Source organism: Bacillus cereus group sp. MYBK227-1 (assembly GCF_051916325.1).
Lineage (GTDB): Bacteria > Bacillota > Bacilli > Bacillales > Bacillaceae_G > Bacillus_A > Bacillus_A cereus.
Genome location: NZ_JBQAGK010000002.1, coordinates 244,398 through 268,770, shown reverse-complemented (window position 1 = coordinate 268,770; position 24,373 = coordinate 244,398). Strand labels below are relative to the sequence as shown.

The window sequence follows — 24,373 nt, the reverse complement described above, 5'->3', positions numbered from 1 at the left end:
TAATACCCATTGAAAAAAAGTGATGTGATATCAATCACAATAATATATAAAGATTTGTGACAGTTCATATTGTTGACATAATACTTTTATTGACATCCAAAAAATATACATTAGTGTGCACACATCTTTCGATACTTTTAAATAGCTAAATAATTAATTTGGAGAAATATATACAACAAAAAAATTTTTTTGAATCCCTTATACAAATAATTGCAATTCATCTCATATGAAAATAGCGTATTTTTTATTTTAAGGAACTATCATTTTTTTATTAAAGCCTTCATTGTAAACCTCTTTATTTACAATACATTTACACTATCTTAACATTACTTACATTATTTATATGATATATTTATATAGAAGCTACTTAAGAAATTTCATATACATTTTATCTTTATGATCTCTAATCTAATCAATAAAAAGATCATGTTATATTTTTATAACAGGGGTGAATTACGATGACTGAAACTTTAAAAACACTTATAATGCTTGATGCTACTTACGTTGTTATTGCAATTATGACAGTACTAGTATTTGTATACTTGGAATTAAAATCTCAGTAATATATGCTGACGTAATCGACAGATTCAGCATTTAAATATAGTTAGAAGAAAGAAAGGAGAAAATTATTTCTCCTTTCTTTTGTATTTCTACAATTTCTTATTTTAATAAATCCAATGTATGTAAAAGTAATCCCTTGTCTCCTACTTCTCCATGACCAGGTACTACCGAATTTATATTTCCATATCGCTTCAGCACATTCTCAATCGATGTAGACCATTCATTTACATACGCATCCGCAACATTTCCTAAATCTTTAGCTTCCGCAGATTTTACTAAACAGCCTCCAGCTAAAGTTTGATATTGTGGCAACCAAACAACAATATTATCTTCTGTATGTCCTTTCCCTGGATAGAACGTTTCTATTTTTGTATTGCCAAACTTCAAACTCGTAATTATTTGTAAATCTCCAAGCGGCTCTTCATATCCACTGTTCTTTGCTAGTTCTGCGGTTAATGCTGTACTATGCGCTTTAATTCCTCTTTCTTTCAACGTTTTTATTCCGCCAATTCGATCAGCGTGCGCATGTGTAATAATGACATCCGTTATGCGCTTCTGAAATTTCTTTTCTACCATTTCCATTAGTTCCTTCGTTAATTTGTTATCCCAAGAAGAATCAACAAGCACTAGTCCTTTAGTAGTATTAAGAACTAGACCGTTCGAAGGAACTGCTTCTCCATTAAAATAACCTAACTCCGTATGAACCCATACATTCTTGTTTAACTGAGATATTGAAATGGTTCCCGTCTCATTTTTTATTACTGTTTTCTCTACCTTTTGTGATGCTTGTACAGAAGAAATTGTGCTAACAAATTGAATTGTTCCTAGTAAACCTACACATAATCCTACTTTTAACAACGTATTCTTTTTCATGTTATCAACCCTTTCTTTCAAGCTAAATAGTTATTACCTATATTAGACAATTTATCTCAAATGTTTGTTCCATATAATTGGACACTTTATAATCGCGGCTTATGTAAATACACGCATGGTGCAGTAAAAAAGATCACCCAAATGGATGATCTTTTTTATAATTTATCAACATATTGCTTCGCTTCTAGTAAGGAAAAACTAAAAGCTTCTCTTACTCTCTTAACTGCTGTAATTTTTTTGCCTTCTTCTACAAGCTGGCGTAGTTCTTTATTAATTTCAGGTTCTCTTTCTATAATTCCCATTTCTTTCGTAATTAATTGTAATCTATCTTCAATTCTCTTTAAACGCGCATCATTTTTCTTTTCAATTGTAGTTAATTTTTCAGCGATATAAATGAAACCAACAGCTACTATCAGTATAACCATCCAGAATTCCATGAATGTTCCCCCCTTACTAACTTTCATTTACTTTATTCCACTAACTTATGTAAATTTTACCACAATACACATTTAATGTATAATATCACTATATCAAACTGTTAATAAAACCTATTATTTTAGGGGGACACTTTATGAAAAGATTTTTAAATACGTTACTTCAATTTGTAGTTCTTTCAATCGTGCTACATTTGTTATTTGATATAGTTGGTTGGCTTGTTTTCAATGCACCAATTAAAAACAAACAAATCATCATTTCTTTAATAACAATCTCATGGGTTATGTACATGTACCGAGACAAATTTTTTCAAAAGTTCACTTCAAACTAACTAAAAAAGAAAAATACTATTCTGTCTTTAAAGAAAGGAGTCACCATGAACTTAAAAAGTAGCAATATATACGAGAAAATGAACCAATATTCCGTTGCAGGTTTAAGCCTCGCTGTTATATGTAATGGCAAACTAGATGAAGCGACTGCCTTTGGAACACTTGAAGCTGGAACAACTAGAGCTGTTACTACAAATTCTCTCTTTAATTCTTGTTCTATCAGCAAATTCATCACTACAATGCTCGTACTAATGTTATCAGATCAAGAAATCTTGCATTTAGACGAAGACGTAAATGATAAACTCACATCTTGGAACATTCCTACTAATCTATTTACTTCACAAAAAAGCATCACTTTGAGAAACTTATTAAGCCATCAATCTGGACTCATTGATCCACCTAATAGTTTTGAACATTATACACCTGCAAAAGGCTTACCTAATATGTCTGAGCTCCTTTCCGGTAAAACACTATATTGCCCCGTACCTATAGAGGTAACTTATAAACCAGAAAGTGAATTTCACTACTCAGACGCAAACTTTTGTATAATCGAACTACTACTAGAAGATATTACAGGAAGATCATTTAGTCAGTTATTAGAAGAACACATCTTCCAGCCATTACAAATGAAAAATAGTACACTTTTTTCTCCAAAAGACATAGATAAAACCGATGTTTTTGCTTGCGGACATAATAAAGATAGAACTGTAACAAATGAGAAGTATCCATTTTATCCATTCGCAGCTGCTTCAGGTATTTGGACAACACCAACTGACTTATCAGCTTTAGTTATTGAAATCATTCATTCCTTACAAGGAAAGGGCAAACTAAAACTTTCTCAAAAATTAGTAATAGACATGATTTCTCCTCAAGGTTGCTCAAAATGGACTGGATTAGGTTTTTTTCTAGATGATTCTAATGAAGAATTACAGATTTATTCACTCGGATGGGGCGTTGGATTTCAATGTATGATGGTTTGTTATCCATACTGCGGGAATGGTGCTGTTATTATGACTAATTCCGATTTAGGTGTTCATCAAATGGAAGGGATCATTGGTGAGGTTGTAAAAACGTTATCCTTATAATGAAAATAAAGAAGCTGTTCCTTCCAGCTTCTTTATCTATATAACATTTTTCGCAACAATTTTTATATGTTCTGGTGCGATAATCTCCGTTATACTTTCTTGGAAATCTTCCCGCAACATTTCTTCCAAATGTTCTAACTGCACTTCAACATGAGTGCATTCTAAATTATGTATATTTAACAGTGCATAATGATCTTTTTTCTTAATTACTAAATATTGATTTTCCTCTGTCACAAGTACAGAACCTAATCGGACTCCTAGTAAGCGTTGATCATCAAACTTCATAATTACTTCTCCTTCCCTCATATAAACAAAATTACAATGAAAATAATTACATTTATGGAAAAACACACTTATTTAGACTATATCATAATTTACTAAAATAGAAATATCTTTTTCTGTTTTAATAAAAATCCCTATTTTTTCATATATTTCGATACAAAAAACTTTCTCAACATTAAATTTGAATTTTCAGTTTTTAATCCTATGAAAATCTATTATAATAAAGTTAATAAATGTTTGACCTCTCCTAATTCATGTACATATGGATGATCAGTAGTTATTGCTACTGATCTATTTTTTTGATTTCAGAAAGTACATACTCTGCATCCTTTCCTACACCACAAATAAGTGCGGAACCCCTTTGAGATTGCCATGGTAAACCGATATAATACAATCCTTTTACTGGACTGATTCCCTTTATATGATTAGGAAATCCTTTCTCATTCACTGCCTGTTCAATTTCAATCCAATTATAATTTTGAACAAAACCAGTTGACCATATAATGCTTTCTGCACTATAAGTATCACCATTCTGAAACATAATGTTATTTCTTGATGCACTTACTACTTTTTCTTGCAGTTTGATTGCTCCATTACGAATAAGTTTCTTACCTTCAAAACCGAAAATAGGGTCCTTTCTCTTCTGAAACCATCTTCCCCTCTTTGTATTTATTTCAGCGTACAATAAACCCACTTTTTCTAGCAGATTAAAAATACTTTTTCCAAAAAGTTGTAACGGTAAAAACGTTAAAGGATGACTAATAGACACCGTAACTTCATGAGTCTTTGCCAGTTCTACTGCAATTTGCATTCCTGAATTCCCACCACCTACTACTAGTACTTTTCCCTTAGGAATTTGTGATGGTGATTTATATTGTGATGAATGTATTTGAAAAATATGTGATGATAGATTTGCTGAAACTGAGGGAATAAACGGTTGCTGAAAAGCACCTGATGCGATAATAACTTTTTTCGTTTGTAAAATTTCTGTAGGAGTATGTAATTCAAATATTTCTTTTTCTTTCTTTATTTTTAGAACTTCCGTTTGTAATTGTACCGGTAATTGAAAATGTCTTGCATATTCTTCTAAATAAGTTGCAATTTCATCTTTATATGGAAATTCATTTTTTTCACCTATTAACGCCATACCCGGCAAGCTACTGTAAGACCTTGGGGTAAAAAGCTGCAAAGAATCATATCGATTTCTCCATGAATCACCAACTCGTTTTCCTGCCTCAAGTAATAAAAAATTATGCCCTTCTTGCTTCAAGTAATATCCCATTGTTAATCCAGCTTGACCCGCCCCAATAATAATTAGATCTTTCATTCTAATCCCTCCTCTTCTTAAACGCATGAATACTTGTTCATATATTCATACGTTTCCATAATCATAACATTTTCTTTTTATATGATTCAATATCTACTCAAAATAAAAAAGAGCAGTTCACTGCTCTATGAACTACTCTTCATTCCATTTCTACAATTTTTCCTCGTATAGTGTAATTCTATTTGAAAACGGATCAATTACGGTTAATTCAATTGTACCCCAAGGTGTTTTTTCTATATTCGGCTTCGAATAAGCATATTCTTTACTTAATACTACAGAATGATAATCCTTTACATCATCTATTTTGATCCGAATCGCACCACCTGGTGAGGCATCACCATGATGTTCTGATAAATGTATCACAGCATCCTGTAACGAAATTTGCAAATATAATGGCATATTTTCCTCATACCGATGTTCCCAATCCAGTTTAAATCCTAAAAAACCTAAGTAAAATAGTTTTGCTTTTTCAATATCAAAAATTCTAAATATAGGTGTTATCATTTATACTCTCCTCCTATTTATAAACATCTGCTGCCAATTCTCTCAAAACTTCCACGTTTACTACTTCAAAACAACCATCATTCTTCTTTATTATCTCTTTATCACAAAAAACATTTAATGTGCGCAACAAATGCCGATAGCTCGTTCCTAACAATTCCGCTGTTTCCGTTAAATTCCCACTAAATACAATTCTATTTCCGTGCTGTACTGCCCGTTCTCCTGCTGCTAACATGTAACTCGCAAGTCTATTTTCAAGAGGATATAGTAAATTAATTGTACTATTTTTTGAAAGCCGATTTAACTTATGCGCTAACGATCCGCAAATACATCGTAAAAATTTCGCATCATTAAATAGTTGATTTCTCACTTTCCCTAAAGGCAAACCAACACAATATGAATCTGCCATCACTTGTACGTTTGAAGTTGTCTTTTGAGAATGAATTAACTCCACATCTCCTAACAGCTGCAAGCTATCATAAAAGCATAATAATACAGATTTCCCGTTACTTAATGTATTAAACGCTTTCGCTTTTCCTTCAACGAAGAAAAATAAATAATCTATCTCTTCATTTTCTCTACAAATAAACTCATTCTTTTTAAAAAATATAAGTTTCATATATGGCTTCATATCATGACTAAAAAATGAATCAATATTATTTTTCTTCATATACTCTGCTAATTTAATAGAATTACATACTTTCTTCATAGTTCCCCACCTTTACAACTCATCCCCATTGTAATCAAAATTTTCTTCTTCCACTATGACATATGTCATAACAATACACAATTTCAGCATGATACAGTCATTACAAATATGAAATACAAAGGGGATATTACATTGTATAACTTTCTTTCTGTCTTTATTGGTGTGCTCATCGCCGTTATGCTTCCATTGAATGGAATTTTATCTGAGTTAATTGGCAAGTACACAGCAAGCGTGGTCATTCACCTTGTCGGTTTAATTGCAGTTATCTTCATTTTAATCATAAACAAAAATAAAATTCGTTTCGATAAAAGTATTCCACTTTTTTTATATAGCGCTGGAGCGATTGGAGTATTCACTGTTCTTTTTAACAATATAAGTTTCTCCGTCCTTGGTGCTTCTATTACGATCGCATTAAGTTTACTCGGTCAATCTATTGCTTCCATCGTTATTGATCATTTCGGCTTATTAGGAATGAAAGTTGCAAAGTTTGAAAAGAAAAAACTAATTGGATTATGTTTCATCTCTTCTGGAATTATAATCATGACAATTTATTAATGGGGGCAAGAAAATGTTATATATTACGATCGCTATTTTAGCTGGTGTTTCTATCGTTGTTGCTAGAATTATTAACGCGAATTTAGCAAAGGAAATTGGAAACTGGGAAGGCACGTTTTTCAATTATATTACTGGATTATTTTTCTCTATGTTATTTTTAATTTTCAGTTCAGATTCATTGTATATCCCTATTCATAAGTTGCAATCTATTCCTATCGCCGTATACTTAGGCGGATTAGTAGGAGTTATCGTTATTTCATTATCCAACTATATTACTCCTAAAATATCAGCCTTTTATTTAACATTACTCATCTTTATCGGACAATTATTTGCGGGGACTATTATTGATTTCTTCCTGACAAATGAACTCTCAATTGGTAAAGTTATCGGTGGCATTTTCGTATTAATTGGGCTCACTTACAATTTACTCATAGATCGCCCGATAAAAACTGTGAAGCATAACCAAGTTCAACTATAATACTTTACGCTTACCTATCATATATTAATAGAAAAGCTCTTCACACGAAGTAATAGAGAGGAGAAAATCCTATTAAAAAAATTATTTTATTGCTAGGTAGCGTATTAATTATTTCTGGAATTGCATGGTTTATAAACTCGGGAAAATCTATTCAAGATCTCTATACTGCAAATAAGCCGAAAAAGAAAGCTACTATTATTTCAAGCTCGCGAGATCCAAATGAGCCCTCTGTTTTTTTAGGTAAACAGGAATTAAAAGATATACATGTCGAATCAATTAAAACAAAACAGGATATCTTTCTCACAAAAACAGATGAATTAAAAACGTTTATTAACAGTATGAATACCGCAAAAAAAGGTAAATTAACATTAGATGAAGAAGGATCAGACTTAATAGATTGTGATATGTGGATTACTTTCGAGGATGGAACTTATAAAAAATATTTCATATGGGTAGTTGATCATCACAGCAGCGAAGTGATGATTGCTCAGCAAGATACTCCTGATGATGTAAACCTTACGTACTATCAGTTAAACGAAGATAGTTCAAAAAAAGTTTATAATTTATTTAAAAAAATTATTTAAACGAAAAAGTCATGAGCACGCGAACTCATGACTTTTTGCACTATATATACTCAGGGAACACTCTACAACCCTTTTCCTGCTCTATATCATGACCAAAGAAAACAATTGGTTTCTCTTTCGCCACAACTCCTTTTAAACGTTTAATTGAAGATAAAGCTAATTCTGGATCAAATCCTGCGAACGGCACTTCATCTTCAAAATTCTCTTTCGTGTACGATGCATCAATTGTTAATAAAACTGAACCGGATTGCTCCGTCTCAATGAATAGCGACTGATGGCCTGGAGAATGACCTGGCGTATACAATAATTGAACACCTGGTACCACTTCATAATCCCCTTCAATAATTTTGTAGTTCAAATGCGGTAATATACATTCTTTCATATATTCTTCTCTATGAAGTGCTGCCTCATATTCCGTTCGCTGCACAATAATCGGTGTATTTGTAAAAGCACCGTTTCCTCCTGCATGATCAAAATGTAAGTGAGAACTAATAATATATAAAAGGTCGTCCGGCTCATACCCTACACGCTTTAATATATTCACGATTCTATCTTCTTCAGTCATTTTCGGTAAAATCTGTCCTTCAACAAATGTACCGTTAAAAAGCCCTTCATTATTAACTGCACTTTCTGGCATACCTGTATCTACTAAAATAGGCCCCTCTTCTGTCTCCAAAAGATAACACCATACAGGTAAGTTCAATAAATTCCCCGGCGCGAGTGTACCATTAACAGAAGAATGATCTAACATACAACGACCTGCTGGGATGAAATAAAGCTTCTTTACTGTCATTATGTATCCACCTTTACATTTAGTTTGGGATAAAGTAATACAATAAAAAATTCTTCTTTTTAGAAATAAACTCCTTCTAGACTATCAGTACAGCTTACATAAAAATGAAACATTAACACCGATTAACGCTGAAAACTAAAAGAAAGCACATGCACTACTTGAAAGCGGGCACACCATTGGGAAAATCGTATTAGAGAGATTTTAATCATGATAGTGACAGATAGTATGTGAAACTATATTAACGATTTTTCGAATATATCTATCATAACGTACAATATATCAACGATTTTTCAAATATATCTATCATAAATCAAATTATATCAACGATTCGTCAAGCTATATCGATTTATCGACAAATAGCAACAATAAGAAAAGGCTGTTCCAGATGAACAGCCTTTTCTTTATTTACTTGAAATCTCTTTATTATTTTGAACGTCTAACGGAGCTCGCTTTCCTATTCCGAAAGCATAGAAACTAATTGTAACGATAGCTAAGAAAATAATACCTACAACTAATGAAATACGAGTATCATCGTTAAACCACATTCCGATTAATACCATAATTAAAAAGGCAATCGTTAAATAGTTTGTTACAGGAGCAAATGGCATTTTGAATGGATGATCTTTCATCTCTGCTCCCTTTTCTTTTCTAAAATTAATTTGACTAATTAGAATGACAAACCATGGTACCATACCAGGAAGTACACTCGCACTATATACATATACGAATAAGTTTTTCGGTGCGATGTAACTTAAAACAACACCAACCGCCAGACCGATAATTACGCCAACTGTACCAAATAAAGGTACACCATTTCCAGAAAGTTTCGTAAAATATTTCGGTGCTTGTCCATTTACACCTAACGTATAAAGCATACGACCAGCACTATAAATACCACTATTACAACCAGACATTGCTGCTGTAATAACAACAAAGTTAATAAGTCCAGCTGCTGCCGTAATACCAACTTTCGCAAAAGTCGCTACGAACGGGCTACCAATTGTACTTAATTGATCCCACGGATACACAGTTACAATAACGAAAATAGCACCGATGTAGAAAATTAAAATACGCCAAATTGTACTTTGAATCGCTCTTGTAAGTGTCTTCTTTGGATCCTTCGCTTCACCAGCAGTAATACCGATTAATTCCACACCTTGATACGCTCCAACTACAAGTGATAATGCAAAGAAGAATCCTGAAAAACCACCTGTAAAGAAACCGCCATTTGACCAAAGATTAGATATGCCAATCGCTTCTCCGCCGTTACCAATTCCAAAGAAAATAAGGCCAAATCCCGCAATAATCATTAATAGAATCGTAACGATTTTAATCATCGCAAACCAAAATTCAAATTCACCAAATGACTTAACTGAAATTAAGTTAGCTGCACCAAGAATAACCATTGCGATTATACCTGGTATCCAAGCTGGTAAATCCGGGAACCAATATTGCATATATGCTCCAACCGCGATAATTTCTGACATCCCAACGATAACCCACTGGAACCAGTTACTCCACGCTGTCATATAACCAGCTAACGGGTGAATATACTTATGACCGAACGTCGCAAATGAGCCTGTACTTGGCTCCATATACAACATTTCTCCCATGGCACGCATGATGAAGAAGATAAAAATACCTGCAATGGCATAAGCAAGCATTACTGACGGACCTGTCCATTTAATTGTGCTGGCTGACCCCATAAACAAACCAACACCAATCGTTCCGCCTAAAGCAATCATTTGAATATGACGTGCTTCTAAACCTCTTTTCAATTCTTTGTTTGCCACTTCACTTCCCCCTCTTAGATGATTCATAGCCGCATTTTAACACAAGATGCTTTCCCCTAATTCCTTTCGGCCCTGAAAATGATGAAGCAAACGTCATTTTACACTAGCTTTAAAGCTATCCTAAAATCGTTTTGCGCTCCTAATAAAATTCTCAAAACCTTTCATCTTCCAATATTCTATAAATCTTAAAATTACTTACCTTATATTAATTCATTAATCTGAAAAATTCAATTATTTTTTCAATAAATTATTATACATAAGTCTGATTAATTTTTAACTAAATTAACAATAAAATACATCTATTCAATATGATTCCGGCATGAATATTATTACAATATAAATAACCGAGGAAAGTATATCTTCCTCGGTTTCATATGTCAAATACTTCAACCTTTATAGTTAATAACGTAATTTCCCACACATTCGATTTATATACCAATGAGAAATTTAATATATTAATAAACTACTAACTTCTTTACACCAGCCAAAATATAAAAGAGTCTCATTAAAAAATGAGACTCTTTTACAATTTCATATTTAAATCGATTTCGAAGTTTGCTTACCAAAGATAAATACCCTAGTAAACACTACCATTATAACTACAATAACCAGAAAATAAAGTGGCATCACTAGTAACGAGCCTGTATGCAGCTGACTCATTCCCAAAATTGTCATCGTTACAATTACATAGTACCCTAAACTAAACAATGCACCTGCTGTACCAATGACATCTTGAAAATCTACTAACGCTAAACTTAAACAGTTAGGTAACGCTACTCCAATCCCTAATAACAATATAAACATTGCTATTAAAAATACAACCATATATATTACATTCGGATTTAATCCAATAAACGTAATAACAGATAAAAGGATAGCTCCCCCTGTCATTACGAGACAACCGATATATATAATTTTCTCTGGTTTATAAGTAGCAAGTAAACGTTTTGAAATTTTCGCTCCAACAATAGAAGCAGATGCAACAACAATTCCTAGAAATCCATACATACTAGGCGATAATTGAAAATATTCAATAAAGATAAACGGCGCTTCTGCATAATAGCTAAATAAAACACCATTTGCTCCTCCAATTAACAGCCCATATGTTACCACTTTCGGATTTGTAATTAACCTCTTCGAGACTGAAAATACATTTATTTTATTCGTTACTGAGACCGTTTTTGTTTCAGGGAGAGAAACAAACGTATACAGAAAAATACCGATACTCATAACTACTAAACTTAAAAATACTATTTTAAATCCAAACATTTGATCAAGAAAGCCACCAATTAACGGTCCTATCGCTGGTGTAAAAGCAATGACTGCCGAGATTTGAGCAAACATAACATGCCGCTTATGCCCTTCTACACTTTCCCGAAGAATCGTTTGTGTAACCACGGATCCTGCACTTGCTCCAAACGCTTGAATAAAACGACTTATCAATAAAACTTCAATGGAACTTGCAATATAGCATAAGAAACTCCCAGCGCCATATACGACAATTCCAAGTAACATCGCCCGGCGACGACCAATTATATCTGATAACCACCCAATAAAAAATACACCTAACGCAAAACCAGCAAAATACACACTAAGTGTTAACTGCACCTCATTATTACTTACATGTAACGCCTTTGAAATGTCTGGTAAAGACGGTGTGTAAATCGTTTCACTAATTTGCGGAAATGCGACAAGAACAATCATTAACAAAAGTGATGGTACTGAGACTTTTTTCATTTTTCATACCCTCCTATAACTTTGAAAATCTCAGAAATAAAAAGACTTTCCTTAGCTACGGAACAGGAGGGGCCATTATAGAAATCCGTTCATAAAACAACAAAGAAAACACCTCAATTACGTATGTTAATACTTATAGGAGGGTAATATTAACATCGATTTTTAAATATACTTTTTCAATTATATTACATACTGCGTTTCTTTTACTAGTGCTCGGCCTTGGAGGATTGTTAAAAAGATAACTTGATGCAGTCACCTTTTTATGGAATAATTAGAAATAGTTTGAATTCGTAAGTTTAATTATTAAACGATAGACTAGCATATTTTAATGTCACAAGCTTACAAACTGGAGGCCTTTCGTAATGATTGAAATTTTAAGGACAGTAGTAAACTTTCTAATTTCTCTATTCTCAGGAGAATTACCATTTGTATATTATGTATGGATTATTACCCTATTCCTAATTCAAATAACCCAATCTACTCTAAACTATAAACTCTTTAACAAGAAAGGCAATTTCAGCACTTATATATCGGAAGGATTACTTGCTTTTATTATTTTATTGTTTGGAGGAATATTAGTATCTAAGTTACTTGCTTACATAATAGACGATCCTACTATTAGTATGACGAATTTAACACATTATTTTGTTTCTCTTATCATATTAACTATATTTGTCGTAATAACCTGTGTTAAAGACTTTATAGAGACATCTATAAAGAATAAAAATATATCTCTTTTGAGCTTTTTAGTAATTTCCTTAATAACAAGCATACTTTCATTCAAGTTTTTATCACCTTTAATTGAAGGTTCTTTTTCTCTTTCTAAATCTTTTATAACTACTTTAATCATTCTTGTAACTATATCAATCCCTCTATTAATTTCCTTAGAGGATAAGTATGCAGATGAAGGGGAAACGGAAAATTTATAGCTTCTCATTTACATAAAAGAAAGAGGGAGCTCCCCTCTTTCTTTTAAATCATCCCTTTTAATATTAATCCTAAAACTGACATTATTATCGCACTAATAATAATTCGCAAAATCCAAGTTGTGTTTGTACTTATTTTTTCTAATTGCTTATTGATTGTTGCTATATCTTTCTCATTAATAGTAGTACGCGTTTCTAAAGCACGAATGTCTCTCATAATTTCTTTTTGCTCCGCCTTGAGACTGTCAATTTTAGCGTAAACATCTTCCATATATTCACACCCTCTGTTCATCTTAATAGAAAAATCTATATATATTATGAGACAACCCTCTTACCTGTGAATACATTGCGTACATCCGCGTACCAAATTATTTGTACAATCTAATTGAATTATTCATATGTTTCCTATCTTCTATATAAATCAGCGTTAAGATAAATTAAAAAAGGAATCCCTTGTTTATTTAACAACAAACAAGGTGCAATCCAACATTCGGGAGCACCTACGATAATTTCTATTGTTTTCATATTTACAACTCCATATAATCAGTATGATTTTCTGAAGAAGCCACTTTTTGAACTGTTTAAAGTATACTAATATGAATACGAAATAGCTGTATTGATAAACTCTCTAGAACAATAAATATACTGGCTGAAACGGATCTATATCCAATATTTTTTCCAGTAACATGAATGGTTATTTCTGATAAATACGTTTGTATATCATTGTTTTCAAAAATTTCATCCTCAACCTTTACAATATCTGCTTCACAATCTACTTCTTTAAAAGTTTTCAATAATTTTGTTTCCAATAAACTACAATCAAAATTCTCATCTTTTATTACGGCAAATTTAACCTTCATATCGATTTCCCCATTTTTAACAAACTAAAATCATTAAATCAATATAAATATATATTATTCTATTAAATAATTCAAAATATACGCTTCTCATATACATTATTAAAAATCAGTTCTAAAGAATTAAATGCAAAAAGAAATTACATATACAAATCCCCTATTTCAACTTAACTTTGTGTAATAATGCATATTTCAAATACATTATTTCCTTTCACTCATACTTTTATCATTGAGTTTTTATTCACAAATTCGTAACACATATATATGAGTTATTATGCTAAAATTAGTTTATTCACAAGAAGAAGTTATTCTTAATAAATCAATCATTTTTAATACCCTGTTTAAAGCCTTGCCCCCCTGCAAGGCTTTTTCCTATTTAACTAGAGTAGTAGTTTTCGTTATGCATCTCTCCCCTTTGTTCCTTACCCTACAAATAATACTGAATGTTTATTTTACTTTTTCAACATCCTTACTCGCTCTGTTCGAGAGCTCTTTACCAAATATTCAATCTAATGATAAAATTGACCAAATTAATATTTTCGTCCATAACTGTATCAAAAAGTACACTAAAGAAAAAATAGCACTCTCACGATTAAGTAAACGCGAGCTTTTTTCTTCTATCTACTTACTATTTAAGGTTAATAGTTTAGTAACAAGATTTAAAAATTCGACTTAAATTTATTAATGAATGGAGAGGTTTATATGAAATTAAAAGACAAAGTAGCAATCATAACTGGTGGTGCAAGTGGAATTGGCGAATCTACTGTTCGTCTTTTTATCGAAGAAGGTGCAAAAGTAGTTATTGCTGACTTTTCTGAACGTGGAAAAGAACTATCAGATGAATTGAATGCACATGGATATAATACATTATTTATTAAAACCGATGTAACAAAAGAGGCAGATATTAAACAGCTAATTCATGAGACAGTAAGTACATACGGTAAATTAGATATTATGTATGCCAATGCCGGCGTTGCTGATGATGCACCGGCAAACGAATTATCCTATGAAAAGTGGAAAAGAACTATTGATATTAATTTGTCTGGGGTATTCCTTTCTGATAAATATTCGATTGAACAATTTCTTAAACAAGGTACAGGTGGTGTCATCGTTAACGCTGGTTCGATTCATAGTTTTGTTTCATTACCTACACCAACAGCATACTCCTCTGCAAAAGGTGGTGTGAAACTATTAACTCAAAATTTATGTACTGCCTACGCTAAATATGGAATACGTATTAACGCGGTGTGCCCTGGTTATATTGACACCCCTTTACTAGGTAGTGTTAATCCTCAACAGAAAGAATATTTAGCTTCACTTCATCCACAAGGCAGACTTGGAACACCAGAAGAAGTCGCTAAAGCTGTCTTATTTTTAGCAAGTGATGATGCTAGTTTTGTTAACGGCACAACACTTCTTGTTGATGGAGGCTACACTGCACGTTAATTTAAAAATTTTGAAGCACCCTAAAAAATATATAGTCTTCAACAAGAAAAAGCGCCATCACAAGTGACGGCGCTTTTTCTATGTAAGAGCAACTAGAAGATATCCTTCTAGCCTACTCCCATTTATAAGTCCAAAACTGTTCAAGTTGCAGCCATTTTAATGTTGCTGCATCTTTGTTTTTTATTTTTGCATGCGTGTCTTCAAGCATTGCTTCTGTTTGTGAACGGTGCGCACCTAATGCAGTTAATTTATGATCAAATACTTCACTAATGTTATTTACAACATCCGGTTCTCCTAATACTGCTTCACGATTTTTCGTAATCGCAACAGCATGAATAACTGGGCGCTCTTCTTTTGGCATACGTGATACAGCGCGAACGACAGCGCGGCCAAATGCATTATGATCTGGATGTACACCGTGCTCTGGATAAAATGTAATAATTCGAGATGGATTTACTTCTTGAATGATTGCTTGAATTTTGTCAGCAACGAAATCAACATCTTCAAATTCTAACGTTTTATCATGGAAGCCAAGCATTCTTAAATCTTTAATACCCATCGCTTCACAAGCATCTTTCAATTCTTTCTTACGGATATGTGGAATCGTTTCACGGTTAGCGAATACGTTCTTACCCATGTTACGTCCCATTTGTCCTAGAGTACCACATGCATATGTTACAGGTACTCCTTGATCTGTTAATAAGCGAATTGTCCCTCCCGCAGCATATGCTTCATCATCTGGATGCGGAAATACAACAAGTACATGTCTCTCCATAAGTTTCCCTCCTTCTTACTTAAATGGTGTTAAGCTTAACTCAAGTGCAACTGCTAGACGACCTAAATTATCATGTCCAGCTAATAATAAACGCTCTTGATCGTCTACTTCCCAGTGCGTAATACCTTCAGCATATACCCAACCGTGATCCATTTTCAGACCAACTCGGTATGGATTTGTTCCAGTTATCTTCCCGCGTTCAAAACGGATAATCGCATTTCGAATGAAAGCACCAACTGTCATCATCTTTTCATTTATGTGTGATGCATACGCTCCGTTTGTCGTTTCTAAATGAATATATACATCTTTATTTACAAAACGTTCAATTTCATTTTGAATAAGAGAACTATCTTTTACTATTTCCATCGGAATTCACCTCTTTAAACCATTTTACGCAAAAACAATGTAAATTGCTATCTCTATATTAGAGGACAACGCTCACTTTTCCTAATAATTTGCACTGTGTTTTTTATATTTTTTATATGATATGTAAAAAATAAATTTTTTCCTTCACTTTGTTAAATAGTTTTCTTTCTTTTTTGAATTTGCTACAATATATTTTATCCCGTATTATTGCAGCGAGATACATTTCGACAATTGAATACATAATTTAAAGAAGGTGACATGATTGGAACAGTCAGCACATGAAGTAGCAAATTGGCAATATTATTTTACAATTGCCGTATTTTTAATCACGTACGGATTTATTATTTCTGAGAAATTGAATCGTGCTGTAATCGCACTATTCGGTGCTGCTATTATGATTATTTTTGGAGTTGTAGATTTACATACTGCTTTCACATCACATATTCAATGGGAAACGATTACCCTTTTAATTGGGATGATGATTCTCGTACATATTACGAGTCAATCGGGCGTCTTTGAATTTGTGGCCATTAAAGCGGCAAAAGCAGCTGGTGGAAAACCGATTCGCATTTTATTATTACTATCCCTATTAACTGCTGTCGGATCAGCATTTTTGGACAATGTAACGACTGTTTTATTAATCGTTCCTGTTACATTATCCATTACACGTATTTTAAAAGTAAATCCTGTGCCTTATTTGATTTCAGAAGTGCTGTTTTCAAATATAGGCGGAACAGCAACATTAATCGGTGATCCACCTAATATTATGATTGGATCAGCAAACAAGCATTTAGACTTTAACGCCTTTTTACTTAACTTAGCTCCAATCGTAATTATTATTTCTATCGTGACACTTGGCATTATTTACTTCATGTATCGTAACAAACTAAAAACAACACCTGAACAAATCGAAAAACTAATGGCATTAAACGAAAAAGATTACATTAAAGATCAAAGCCTCCTTTTAAAATCTATTTCGATTTTAGGACTAACTATTTTAGGCTTCGTACTTCATTCGATTATTCATGTAGACGCTGCCGTTATAGCGATGACAGGCGCTACACTTCTTATGTTAATCGGCGTGAAAGAACATGATATTGAAGATGTATTTGCCCACGTTGAATGGGTAACCATTTTCTTCTTCGCCGGACTATTCGTTCTCGTTGGCGGGTTAATTGATATCGGACTTATCTCTTCACTTGCAAAAGAAGTAATCGGCGTAACAAACGGTGACATCGGATTCGCAGCTATACTTATTTTATGGGTATCTGGCATCGCATCTGCGACAATCGACAACATCCCTTTTGTCGCTACGATGATTCCTCTTATTCAAGACTTAGCTACAGGACTCGGACTATCTGTCGATTCTCCGCAAATCGAAGTACTATGGTGGGCGTTATCTCTTGGAGCTTGCTTAGGAGGAAATGGAACGCTAATCGGAGCATCTGCAAACGTAGTCGTTGCTGGTATTGCAAAACGTGAAGGACATGCTTTCTCTTATATGGACTTCTTAAAAATTGGTTTACCATTAACTATTGTTGCACTCTTGTTATCACATGCTTATATATATTTACGTTATTTAATGTAAAAGTTGTATTGCATGAAATTATATCGTCAAATCCAAAAGGTTTGCAGCATCGTGCTGCAAACCTTTTTTCATCACCAAAATATACCGATAATTGCTAACCCACCTAAAATCATACCACCAATTTGTCCGACAATTGTTGGTGATAATTGAACACCTTTTCTCACTTCAACAACTGGTCTTTCGTGCCTTAGTTGCTGCACTTCGCTTTGCAGTTGATGTACACTTCCGTGTAACTCTTTAATTAGTTCCTTTAATTCAGCGACCTCTTCATTTACTGGTTTTGCTTTTTCTAAATTCATTTTACATAACTCCTTATAAATTCAATCAGTTCACTGTAAATTTTCGCCAATTATCATTATATCTCCTGCATACTACATATATAATATTGAATGTATTCGCTAATCTTGCAACCCTATCCATTCATCCCGCAATATCCCCATAATGATACGATCAAAACACTTCCCATCTCTTTGAACCGCTTCTCTCATACACCCTTCCATCTGAAAACCTATCTTTTTATACAACGCAATGGCTGCTTTATTATAAGAAATTACATCCAGACCGACGCGGTGTAAATTCAATTCATAGAAAGCATACTTTAAAATAAGATGTATTGCTTCTTTCCCATATCCTTTTCCTCTATCATTCGCATCTCCTATACCAATGGCTAATAAACCTGTTCTGTTATTCCACTCTATACCATGAATCGCCACAAAACCAATTAAGCGATCTTCTTGAACTGCCCTTACCATGAAAGAAACACTATTCGATCTTCGTCCTTTTAATAACCCATCACTTGCTATTTCATTTAAAGATTGCGGGAATGCTACATCTGTATCAACATTTCTTAAATACTCACTATCTTCTTGCCACATAGCCATTACTTCAGCATCTGTTTCTCTCATAGCTGATAATTTAATCGTTTTATTTCGAAAAAGATTCATTGTCATTTCAAACTCCCCCTTTTTTAATAACGGGGATACTTATTTTAGCCTATTTATCCCCTTGTTCCATAAACTGTTTCATAAACGGGATACTTACAATAAGCACTGACATTGGCACATCTCCTCCATATTGAATTAACTTCATTGTATAATTTTTTATTTATTCTAACAATAACAGAAAGGCCCTCCAAATTTTGAGGGCCTTTCCTAATAGCAAAACTATATTATTTCGTAAACATTTTCTCCGCTTCATCCATTGCCATTTTGTTTCCTAAAGCAGAATAGTCAAGCCATGGTTGATCATTGATAATGTATACGTGCTTGCCTTTAACTGCTTTTAAGTCTTTCCAAATTGGTGTTTCTTGAAGTTGTTTAAATGCTGCTTTTGCTTTATCATCTCTATTTACAACAACGAAAATCGCATCTGCATCAAAGTCAGGTAATACTTCTTGTGAAATGACTTCGAAAGGACGGTTTCCATCAATTTTCTCTACACCATTTGCAGGCTGTAACTCTAAGTCTTGGAATAAAATTGGTCCCATCGGTCTTTTCGTACTAAATACACGCAATTCTTTTGCAGTAACGCGAATTGCCATTACTTTTTCATTATTACCTAGCTCTTTATCTATTAAACCTTTTACTCGTTTTGATTGCTCTTCGTAATCTTGAATATATTTATCTGCTTCTTTCTCACGGTTTACAAGTTTACCAACTTGTTTTAAATGCTCTCTCCACGTACCTTCATCTAAATTGAAAGAATGTGTTTTTGCAATTTTTTCGTATTTCGCTACATCTTTACCAGCATATTTTTCATCAACATAAATGTCAGTTGGCTTTAATTGAAGTAACGCTTCCATATTCGGATCTGTTACAACACCAAGCTTCTTCGTATCTTTCAACTTCTCTTTAGCGTGCGGTAAGAAATCTTTTAAATCTCCACCAATAACAGAACCTACTGGTGTAATTCCTAATGCAAGTAAATCATTTGTTAAATGAATAGACATTGAAGCAATTTTTGGGTCATTACTTTTTTCCGTTTTTTTCGTTGCCTCTTCATTAGCTTTCGTTTGACCACATGCTGCTAATACTAAAATACACATCATGCTAAATAAAATAGTAAGTTTCTTTTTCATATGTTCTCCTCTTTGAAGTATTTATTTTGTTTTTGTAAGTAAATAAAGAAAATACGGTGCTCCTAAAGCTGCCACTACTACACCAGCTGGAATAGAGTTTGGCTCAAATATAGAACGACCTATCGTATCTGCTAGCACTAAAATAATCATTCCGATAATGCCAGCTAAAGGAAGAAAGTGTTGATATGTAGTACCTACTAACTTCCTTGCGATATGCGGAGCAACTAAACCGATAAAACCAATTCCTCCTGCCATCGATACACTTGTGCAAGATAATCCAACCGCTGTAGCTAAAAGTAATAACCGTTCTTTTTGAACAGAAACACCAAGCCCTGCTGCTACACTATCACCTAGTGACAATGCATTTAACGTTTTAGATTTTATCCATGTATACGGGGTTAGTATGAAAATCCAAGGTAATAATGCAAGGACATGAATCCAATCCCTTCCCCACACGTTACCAACTAACCATCTAGAAGCGAATGTATACGTCTCATCATTTAACTTGAGAGAGAAAAATAACGAAATCGCACTAAATCCAGCTGAAACAGCAATACCAACGAGAATAAGTCTAATAGGAAGTAAACCTTTTGACCGATCACTCGCCAGTATAATAATTAAAAATGCAGCTAGTACTCCCCCGCCAAATGTAAATAACGGTATTAAAATCGATGCATTCTCATTAATAGAATGAAAGAAAGTAACGAATATAATTAGCCCGAAAGATGCACCTGCATGTAATCCTAAAATACCAGGGTCTGCAAGTGCATTACGTGATAACCCTTGCAAAATCGCACCGGAAATCCCAAGGCCAATACCGGCTAACATCGTGATTATTATTCTTGGCATACGATAATCATATAGCACGGTTGCACTCTCAAAATCACCATAACCCAAAAGTGTTTCAATTACTCTAAGTGGTGCTATACTCAGTGTCCCTGTATTTAAACTAATTAAAATTACAGCGATACTTATACATCCGAAGATTGTAGTTACAGTAATAGCTCTCTTTTTATCCGTGTTAAAAAGATCTTTCACTTATAACTCCCTCCCAACTTTACGTGCTATATAGAGGAAGAACGGAACTCCAACAAGAGCTACCATAATCCCTATCGCAAGTTCCTTAGGAGGATTTACTGTTCTTGCCCCTAAATCAGCTACAACTAATAACATAGCTCCTAATAATGCTGCCATAGGAATAATGAGTCTATAATTAACACCAACTAATTTTCTAGCAATGTGTGGGATAACTAGTCCCACACATCCAATAGAACCAACAGCTGAAACAGAAACACCTGCCAGAATAACTACTATAATCATCCCTAGTATTCTCGTTCGGTTCGTTTTCACTCCTAAATTTGTAGCAACATCATCCCCCATTGATATGAGTGAAATAGATTTCCCTAACACTATTGCAAAAATAATCGTTATAAGAATAATAGGGACTAAAAATTTCAAGTGTTCCCACTTAACCCCTGCAACACCACCAGCATACCAAAACGCTAAATCTTGGCTTAAATCATAATAAATCGCAACACCTGAACTTAATGAATGTAAAAGCGCTGCCATAACAGCTCCAGCAATCGTTAACCTCATTGGTGTTAACCCACCTGATGTTGCTGATCCAATAACAAAAATAAGTACTGTACTTAAGACTGCTCCAATAAAAGAAACAATCATTAAATAGGAATACGGCATATGCGGAAAAAAAGCAAAACTAAGTGCTACTACAAACATCGCACCTGCATTTATTCCGAGTACACCTGCATCAGCTAAAGGGTTTCGTGTTACACCTTGCATAACAGCACCAGCAACCGCAAAAGCTGCCCCTACAACTGCTGCTCCAATTACTCTCGGGAGCCTTAATTCATAAATAATTTGGTGCTGTGTTAATTTCGGATCGTAATTCAAAACCGCTGCCCACACCGTTTGTAAATGAATATCCTTTGCACCAAATGAAATGGCTAAAAATATAGATCCAATTAAACATAAAATTGTTAAGCTCATGAAACATATGAACTTAATATGTATCCAGCGGTTACTACCAGCATGTACAGTAGACTTATGTAACATGTTTCATTTCATCCTTTATATTCAGTTGTTTTTTATAATTATTTTTTATTTGTAATTATTATTGATAATAATTATCATTTTCATTTAGATATTATATCCCCACTTTTTTTAAATAGCAAACTATTTTTTCACTTCGCTAAATATTAAAATACTCATTACAATTCCCTTCCAAGACTTACAAATACACGCAAAATAGACTACTGAATTATTTTTTAAATTATAGTATACTTATTAATTATTTTGATTTTTCTAATAAAAATTCCAAAGGTGACACAATGTTCTATATAAAACAACTACTACACTTCACTTACGAGCAAGCTTTATCTTGCTTATTCCCAGTCGTTATTTTCTTAACACTAGCCCTTTCAAAAATCGTTTCTATTCCAGGGTTATATCGCTATGATTTCATACTCATCGCATGTCTTCTTATGCAGTGGATTATATACAAGACTGGACTTGAGACGAAAGACGAATTAAAAGTAATTACTGTCTTTCACCTCATCGGCCTTTTACTAGAAATATATAAAGTTCATTTCGGTTCATGGAGTTATCCTGAAGAGGCGTATTCAAAGATTTTTGGAGTTCCGCTTTACAGCGGCTTTATGTACGCAAGTGTCGCAAGTTACATATGCCAAGCGTGGAGAAGGTTACATTTACAAATGCATCATTGGCCGAAAGCTATTTTTACCGTGCCATTAGGAGCAATGATTTACTTCAATTTTTTCACGCATCATTTTCTATACGATTTTAGATGGTTCTTAACTTTACTTCTATTCATCGTTTTCTTTCGGACATTTGTGGAATTTTCATTACGAGGCTTTACATATAAAATACCACTCGTTCTCTCCTTTTTCCTTATCGGTTTCTTCATTTGGATTGCAGAGAACATCGCAACATTTTTCGGAGCATGGCAATATCCAAATCAACGGGAAGCATGGAATCTCGTTCACTTAAGCAAAATTAGTTCATGGTTTTTACTCGTTGTTATTAGCATTATGATTGTCACGCAGCTCAGACATTTGAAGGAATCAAAAAGATAATGCTGATTATGTAAAAACAGTTAGCCCATCACTCATTAGAGAGTGATGGGCTAACTGTTTTTAGTAATATTTTTTAAACCGTCCTTATCAAGGGAGTTATAATTTACAAGAGTATAAGCAATTACACATTATGAACTGCTACTAGCAGAAGATGTTGCTACAGATGAAGCGGCAATCGTTGCCATCATGGCTGCCTGTTGTGCTTGTATGAGGACTTCTATCATTGTTTGTAAACCTGTGTTAGTAGCTTTACTTTCCTCACCTTTCTGACTTACGAACAGTTGAATAGCAATAAGAATAGTTGTATCTGTATGCCAACGGAACAATTTATCCCCCTGCAATTTTTCAATAAATGCTCGAATAGAATGAATCTCTTTTTCTCCGTCCTCGAGTAACGCTAGTAGCCCGATAGCTGGGTAATGCATCTGTTTTACTTTTACCTTTTCTTGCTTTAACAAATTCCATATATTTGTGCATTTTGCAACTAATAGTTCTTCCCTGACCTCCTTCTTTAATGAAAGAATATGACTCAAAAATTGAAGATCATTCCCTTTACGCAAACCAGCTGTCGCTAGTTTCTGATAAAGACGTTCCACTCGGTCCATAAGTGTTTCTACATGCTCTGATTGTCCTGCTAATAAAACTGCGAGCGGATAATCATTTGTACTTGTAAGAAAGAGATGATCCTTTTTCATGCGTTTATATACTTGCATCGAACGCTGAATGTGCGCGCCATGCTGTTCATCTTCTTCTGTCAAAAGCACAGCTGCTGCGAGATAAGTAAATATACTCCGGCTAAAGCCACCAGTGACCAATTGTTCATATAAATCTAAAAACGTCCGAAAAGCTTTCTTATAATCTGTAAAGTGAATATCTAATGTTGCGGCCACTACAAAACGATGATAAGACTTTAAGTATGAAAACATCCCTACCTGATTCTTAATATAACTACTAATTTCTAAAAAACGTCCGAGATTAAACAATTTATCACTACCTGCATACATAGCAGCAATCATCATTCCTGTTCGAGAATCACTCGTTTTCCATTTTAGTTCTCCCTTTAACTGTACATATGTATGTTTATATTGCTCCAACTTTTGCTCTAATGTAATCATAGTATTCACTCCTATTTCTAGTTCTTCTCTATCATTATACGTATATTCCATATTTAGGAATACTATAA

General features: G+C 33.6%; 28 protein-coding genes. 9 read left to right on the top strand and 19 right to left on the bottom strand.

What is annotated here, in order from left to right:
- Window positions 1–660: 660 nt before the first annotated feature.
- Both bla2 and ACTFRM_RS08455 read right to left on the bottom strand, forming a co-directional pair.
- Complete coding sequence (gene bla2, locus ACTFRM_RS08460; protein ID WP_440043203.1) at window positions 661–1,434, bottom strand: BcII family subclass B1 metallo-beta-lactamase; 774 nt, start codon at window positions 1,432–1,434, stop codon at window positions 661–663.
- Between the two features lie 155 nt (window positions 1,435–1,589).
- Complete coding sequence (locus ACTFRM_RS08455; protein ID WP_000397725.1) at window positions 1,590–1,871, bottom strand: hypothetical protein; 282 nt, start codon at window positions 1,869–1,871, stop codon at window positions 1,590–1,592.
- 134 nt (window positions 1,872–2,005) lie between these two features.
- Here ACTFRM_RS08455 and ACTFRM_RS08450 point away from each other — a divergent pair, with 134 nt between their 5' ends.
- Together ACTFRM_RS08450 and ACTFRM_RS08445 are read left to right on the top strand one after the other, a co-directional pair.
- Entirely contained in the window at window positions 2,006–2,200 is a 195-nt protein-coding gene (locus ACTFRM_RS08450) for a hypothetical protein (protein WP_000819660.1), read from the top strand.
- Between the two features lie 45 nt (window positions 2,201–2,245).
- Complete coding sequence (locus tag ACTFRM_RS08445) at window positions 2,246–3,283, top strand: serine hydrolase domain-containing protein (RefSeq protein WP_001050186.1); 1,038 nt, start codon at window positions 2,246–2,248, stop codon at window positions 3,281–3,283.
- Between the two features lie 36 nt (window positions 3,284–3,319).
- On the opposite strand, the gene ACTFRM_RS08440 is transcribed toward ACTFRM_RS08445, so the two are convergent.
- From ACTFRM_RS08440 to yeiL, 4 genes are all read right to left on the bottom strand, one after another.
- On the bottom strand, window positions 3,320–3,568 hold the full coding sequence (locus ACTFRM_RS08440; RefSeq protein ID WP_000666948.1) for a hypothetical protein: 249 nt from the start codon (window positions 3,566–3,568) through the stop codon (window positions 3,320–3,322).
- A 280-nt stretch (window positions 3,569–3,848) separates the two neighbouring features.
- Window positions 3,849–4,892 carry a flavin-containing monooxygenase gene (locus ACTFRM_RS08435; protein WP_000653862.1) on the bottom strand — a complete coding sequence of 348 codons (1,044 nt, stop codon included), beginning with the start codon at window positions 4,890–4,892 and terminating at the stop codon, window positions 3,849–3,851.
- Between the two features lie 150 nt (window positions 4,893–5,042).
- Window positions 5,043–5,396, bottom strand: a complete 354-nt coding sequence (locus ACTFRM_RS08430; RefSeq protein WP_000632406.1) for a glyoxalase superfamily protein — start codon at window positions 5,394–5,396, stop codon at window positions 5,043–5,045.
- A 13-nt stretch (window positions 5,397–5,409) separates the two neighbouring features.
- On the bottom strand, window positions 5,410–6,102 hold the full coding sequence (gene yeiL, locus ACTFRM_RS08425) for a transcriptional regulator YeiL (protein ID WP_000754835.1): 693 nt from the start codon (window positions 6,100–6,102) through the stop codon (window positions 5,410–5,412).
- 108 nt (window positions 6,103–6,210) lie between these two features.
- Here yeiL and ACTFRM_RS08420 point away from each other — a divergent pair, with 108 nt between their 5' ends.
- The 3 genes from ACTFRM_RS08420 (at window position 6,211) to ACTFRM_RS08410 (ending at window position 7,719) form a co-directional block, all read left to right on the top strand.
- Complete coding sequence (locus ACTFRM_RS08420) at window positions 6,211–6,657, top strand: DMT family transporter (RefSeq protein ID WP_002039063.1); 447 nt, start codon at window positions 6,211–6,213, stop codon at window positions 6,655–6,657.
- 13 nt (window positions 6,658–6,670) lie between these two features.
- Window positions 6,671–7,135, top strand: a complete 465-nt coding sequence (locus ACTFRM_RS08415; RefSeq protein ID WP_000965811.1) for a DMT family transporter — start codon at window positions 6,671–6,673, stop codon at window positions 7,133–7,135.
- 89 nt (window positions 7,136–7,224) lie between these two features.
- Window positions 7,225–7,719 (top strand): hypothetical protein, encoded by a 495-nt coding sequence (locus ACTFRM_RS08410; RefSeq protein ID WP_440043201.1) that lies wholly within the window; start codon window positions 7,225–7,227, stop codon window positions 7,717–7,719.
- A gap of 40 nt (window positions 7,720–7,759) precedes the next feature.
- On the opposite strand, the gene aiiA is transcribed toward ACTFRM_RS08410, so the two are convergent.
- The 3 genes from aiiA to ACTFRM_RS08395 all read right to left on the bottom strand — a co-directional run bounded on the left by aiiA (window position 7,760) and on the right by ACTFRM_RS08395 (window position 12,042).
- Window positions 7,760–8,512, bottom strand: a complete 753-nt coding sequence (gene aiiA, locus ACTFRM_RS08405; RefSeq protein WP_000216574.1) for a quorum-quenching N-acyl homoserine lactonase AiiA — start codon at window positions 8,510–8,512, stop codon at window positions 7,760–7,762.
- A 401-nt stretch (window positions 8,513–8,913) separates the two neighbouring features.
- Entirely contained in the window at window positions 8,914–10,305 is a 1,392-nt protein-coding gene (locus ACTFRM_RS08400) for an amino acid permease (protein ID WP_001284404.1), read from the bottom strand.
- Window positions 10,306–10,842: 537 nt separating this feature from the next.
- Window positions 10,843–12,042, bottom strand: a complete 1,200-nt coding sequence (locus tag ACTFRM_RS08395; RefSeq protein WP_000758017.1) for a multidrug effflux MFS transporter — start codon at window positions 12,040–12,042, stop codon at window positions 10,843–10,845.
- 362 nt (window positions 12,043–12,404) lie between these two features.
- Between ACTFRM_RS08395 and ACTFRM_RS08390 the strand changes: the two genes are divergently transcribed.
- A complete protein-coding gene (locus ACTFRM_RS08390) occupies window positions 12,405–12,971 on the top strand; it encodes a DUF5823 family protein (RefSeq protein ID WP_000570045.1) in 567 nt (188 codons plus the stop codon).
- A 43-nt stretch (window positions 12,972–13,014) separates the two neighbouring features.
- Here the strand turns inward: ACTFRM_RS08390 and ACTFRM_RS08385 are convergent, their stop codons facing one another.
- Together ACTFRM_RS08385 and ACTFRM_RS08380 are read right to left on the bottom strand one after the other, a co-directional pair.
- The gene (locus tag ACTFRM_RS08385; protein ID WP_000390461.1) at window positions 13,015–13,239 is read right to left on the bottom strand and encodes a hemolysin XhlA family protein; all 225 of its coding nucleotides are present in this window, start codon (window positions 13,237–13,239) and stop codon (window positions 13,015–13,017) included.
- A gap of 310 nt (window positions 13,240–13,549) precedes the next feature.
- Window positions 13,550–13,828 carry a hypothetical protein gene (locus ACTFRM_RS08380; RefSeq protein ID WP_000865005.1) on the bottom strand — a complete coding sequence of 93 codons (279 nt, stop codon included), beginning with the start codon at window positions 13,826–13,828 and terminating at the stop codon, window positions 13,550–13,552.
- Window positions 13,829–14,527: 699 nt separating this feature from the next.
- Between ACTFRM_RS08380 and ACTFRM_RS08375 the strand changes: the two genes are divergently transcribed.
- Entirely contained in the window at window positions 14,528–15,271 is a 744-nt protein-coding gene (locus ACTFRM_RS08375; protein WP_000768018.1) for an SDR family NAD(P)-dependent oxidoreductase, read from the top strand.
- A 112-nt stretch (window positions 15,272–15,383) separates the two neighbouring features.
- Here ACTFRM_RS08375 and bshB2 read toward each other — a convergent pair whose 3' ends face one another.
- Both bshB2 and ACTFRM_RS08365 read right to left on the bottom strand, forming a co-directional pair.
- Entirely contained in the window at window positions 15,384–16,046 is a 663-nt protein-coding gene (gene bshB2 / locus ACTFRM_RS08370; protein WP_000439485.1) for a bacillithiol biosynthesis deacetylase BshB2, read from the bottom strand.
- Window positions 16,047–16,061: 15 nt separating this feature from the next.
- A complete protein-coding gene (locus ACTFRM_RS08365) occupies window positions 16,062–16,412 on the bottom strand; it encodes a YojF family protein (RefSeq protein WP_000407045.1) in 351 nt (116 codons plus the stop codon).
- Window positions 16,413–16,674: 262 nt separating this feature from the next.
- Here ACTFRM_RS08365 and ACTFRM_RS08360 point away from each other — a divergent pair, with 262 nt between their 5' ends.
- On the top strand, window positions 16,675–18,000 hold the full coding sequence (locus ACTFRM_RS08360; protein WP_063225561.1) for an ArsB/NhaD family transporter: 1,326 nt from the start codon (window positions 16,675–16,677) through the stop codon (window positions 17,998–18,000).
- A 71-nt stretch (window positions 18,001–18,071) separates the two neighbouring features.
- Here ACTFRM_RS08360 and ACTFRM_RS08355 read toward each other — a convergent pair whose 3' ends face one another.
- From ACTFRM_RS08355 to ACTFRM_RS08335, 5 genes are all read right to left on the bottom strand, one after another.
- Window positions 18,072–18,299 (bottom strand): hypothetical protein, encoded by a 228-nt coding sequence (locus tag ACTFRM_RS08355; protein ID WP_001047304.1) that lies wholly within the window; start codon window positions 18,297–18,299, stop codon window positions 18,072–18,074.
- A 99-nt stretch (window positions 18,300–18,398) separates the two neighbouring features.
- Window positions 18,399–18,950, bottom strand: coding sequence for a GNAT family N-acetyltransferase (locus tag ACTFRM_RS08350; protein ID WP_440043200.1), 552 nt, complete (start codon window positions 18,948–18,950; stop codon window positions 18,399–18,401).
- Window positions 18,951–19,168: 218 nt separating this feature from the next.
- On the bottom strand, window positions 19,169–20,077 hold the full coding sequence (locus ACTFRM_RS08345) for an iron-hydroxamate ABC transporter substrate-binding protein (RefSeq protein ID WP_000728217.1): 909 nt from the start codon (window positions 20,075–20,077) through the stop codon (window positions 19,169–19,171).
- 21 nt (window positions 20,078–20,098) lie between these two features.
- Window positions 20,099–21,115 carry a FecCD family ABC transporter permease gene (locus ACTFRM_RS08340; protein WP_440043198.1) on the bottom strand — a complete coding sequence of 339 codons (1,017 nt, stop codon included), beginning with the start codon at window positions 21,113–21,115 and terminating at the stop codon, window positions 20,099–20,101.
- Window positions 21,116–22,150: a FecCD family ABC transporter permease gene (locus tag ACTFRM_RS08335; protein ID WP_440043196.1), complete on the bottom strand. Its 1,035-nt coding sequence runs from the start codon at window positions 22,148–22,150 to the stop codon at window positions 21,116–21,118.
- Between the two features lie 275 nt (window positions 22,151–22,425).
- On the opposite strand from ACTFRM_RS08335, the gene ACTFRM_RS08330 reads away from it, so the two are divergent.
- On the top strand, window positions 22,426–23,190 hold the full coding sequence (locus tag ACTFRM_RS08330) for a DUF817 domain-containing protein (protein ID WP_440043194.1): 765 nt from the start codon (window positions 22,426–22,428) through the stop codon (window positions 23,188–23,190).
- 128 nt (window positions 23,191–23,318) lie between these two features.
- Here the strand turns inward: ACTFRM_RS08330 and ACTFRM_RS08325 are convergent, their stop codons facing one another.
- A complete protein-coding gene (locus ACTFRM_RS08325) occupies window positions 23,319–24,356 on the bottom strand; it encodes a DUF4003 domain-containing protein (protein WP_440043193.1) in 1,038 nt (345 codons plus the stop codon).
- Window positions 24,357–24,373 lie beyond the last annotated feature (17 nt).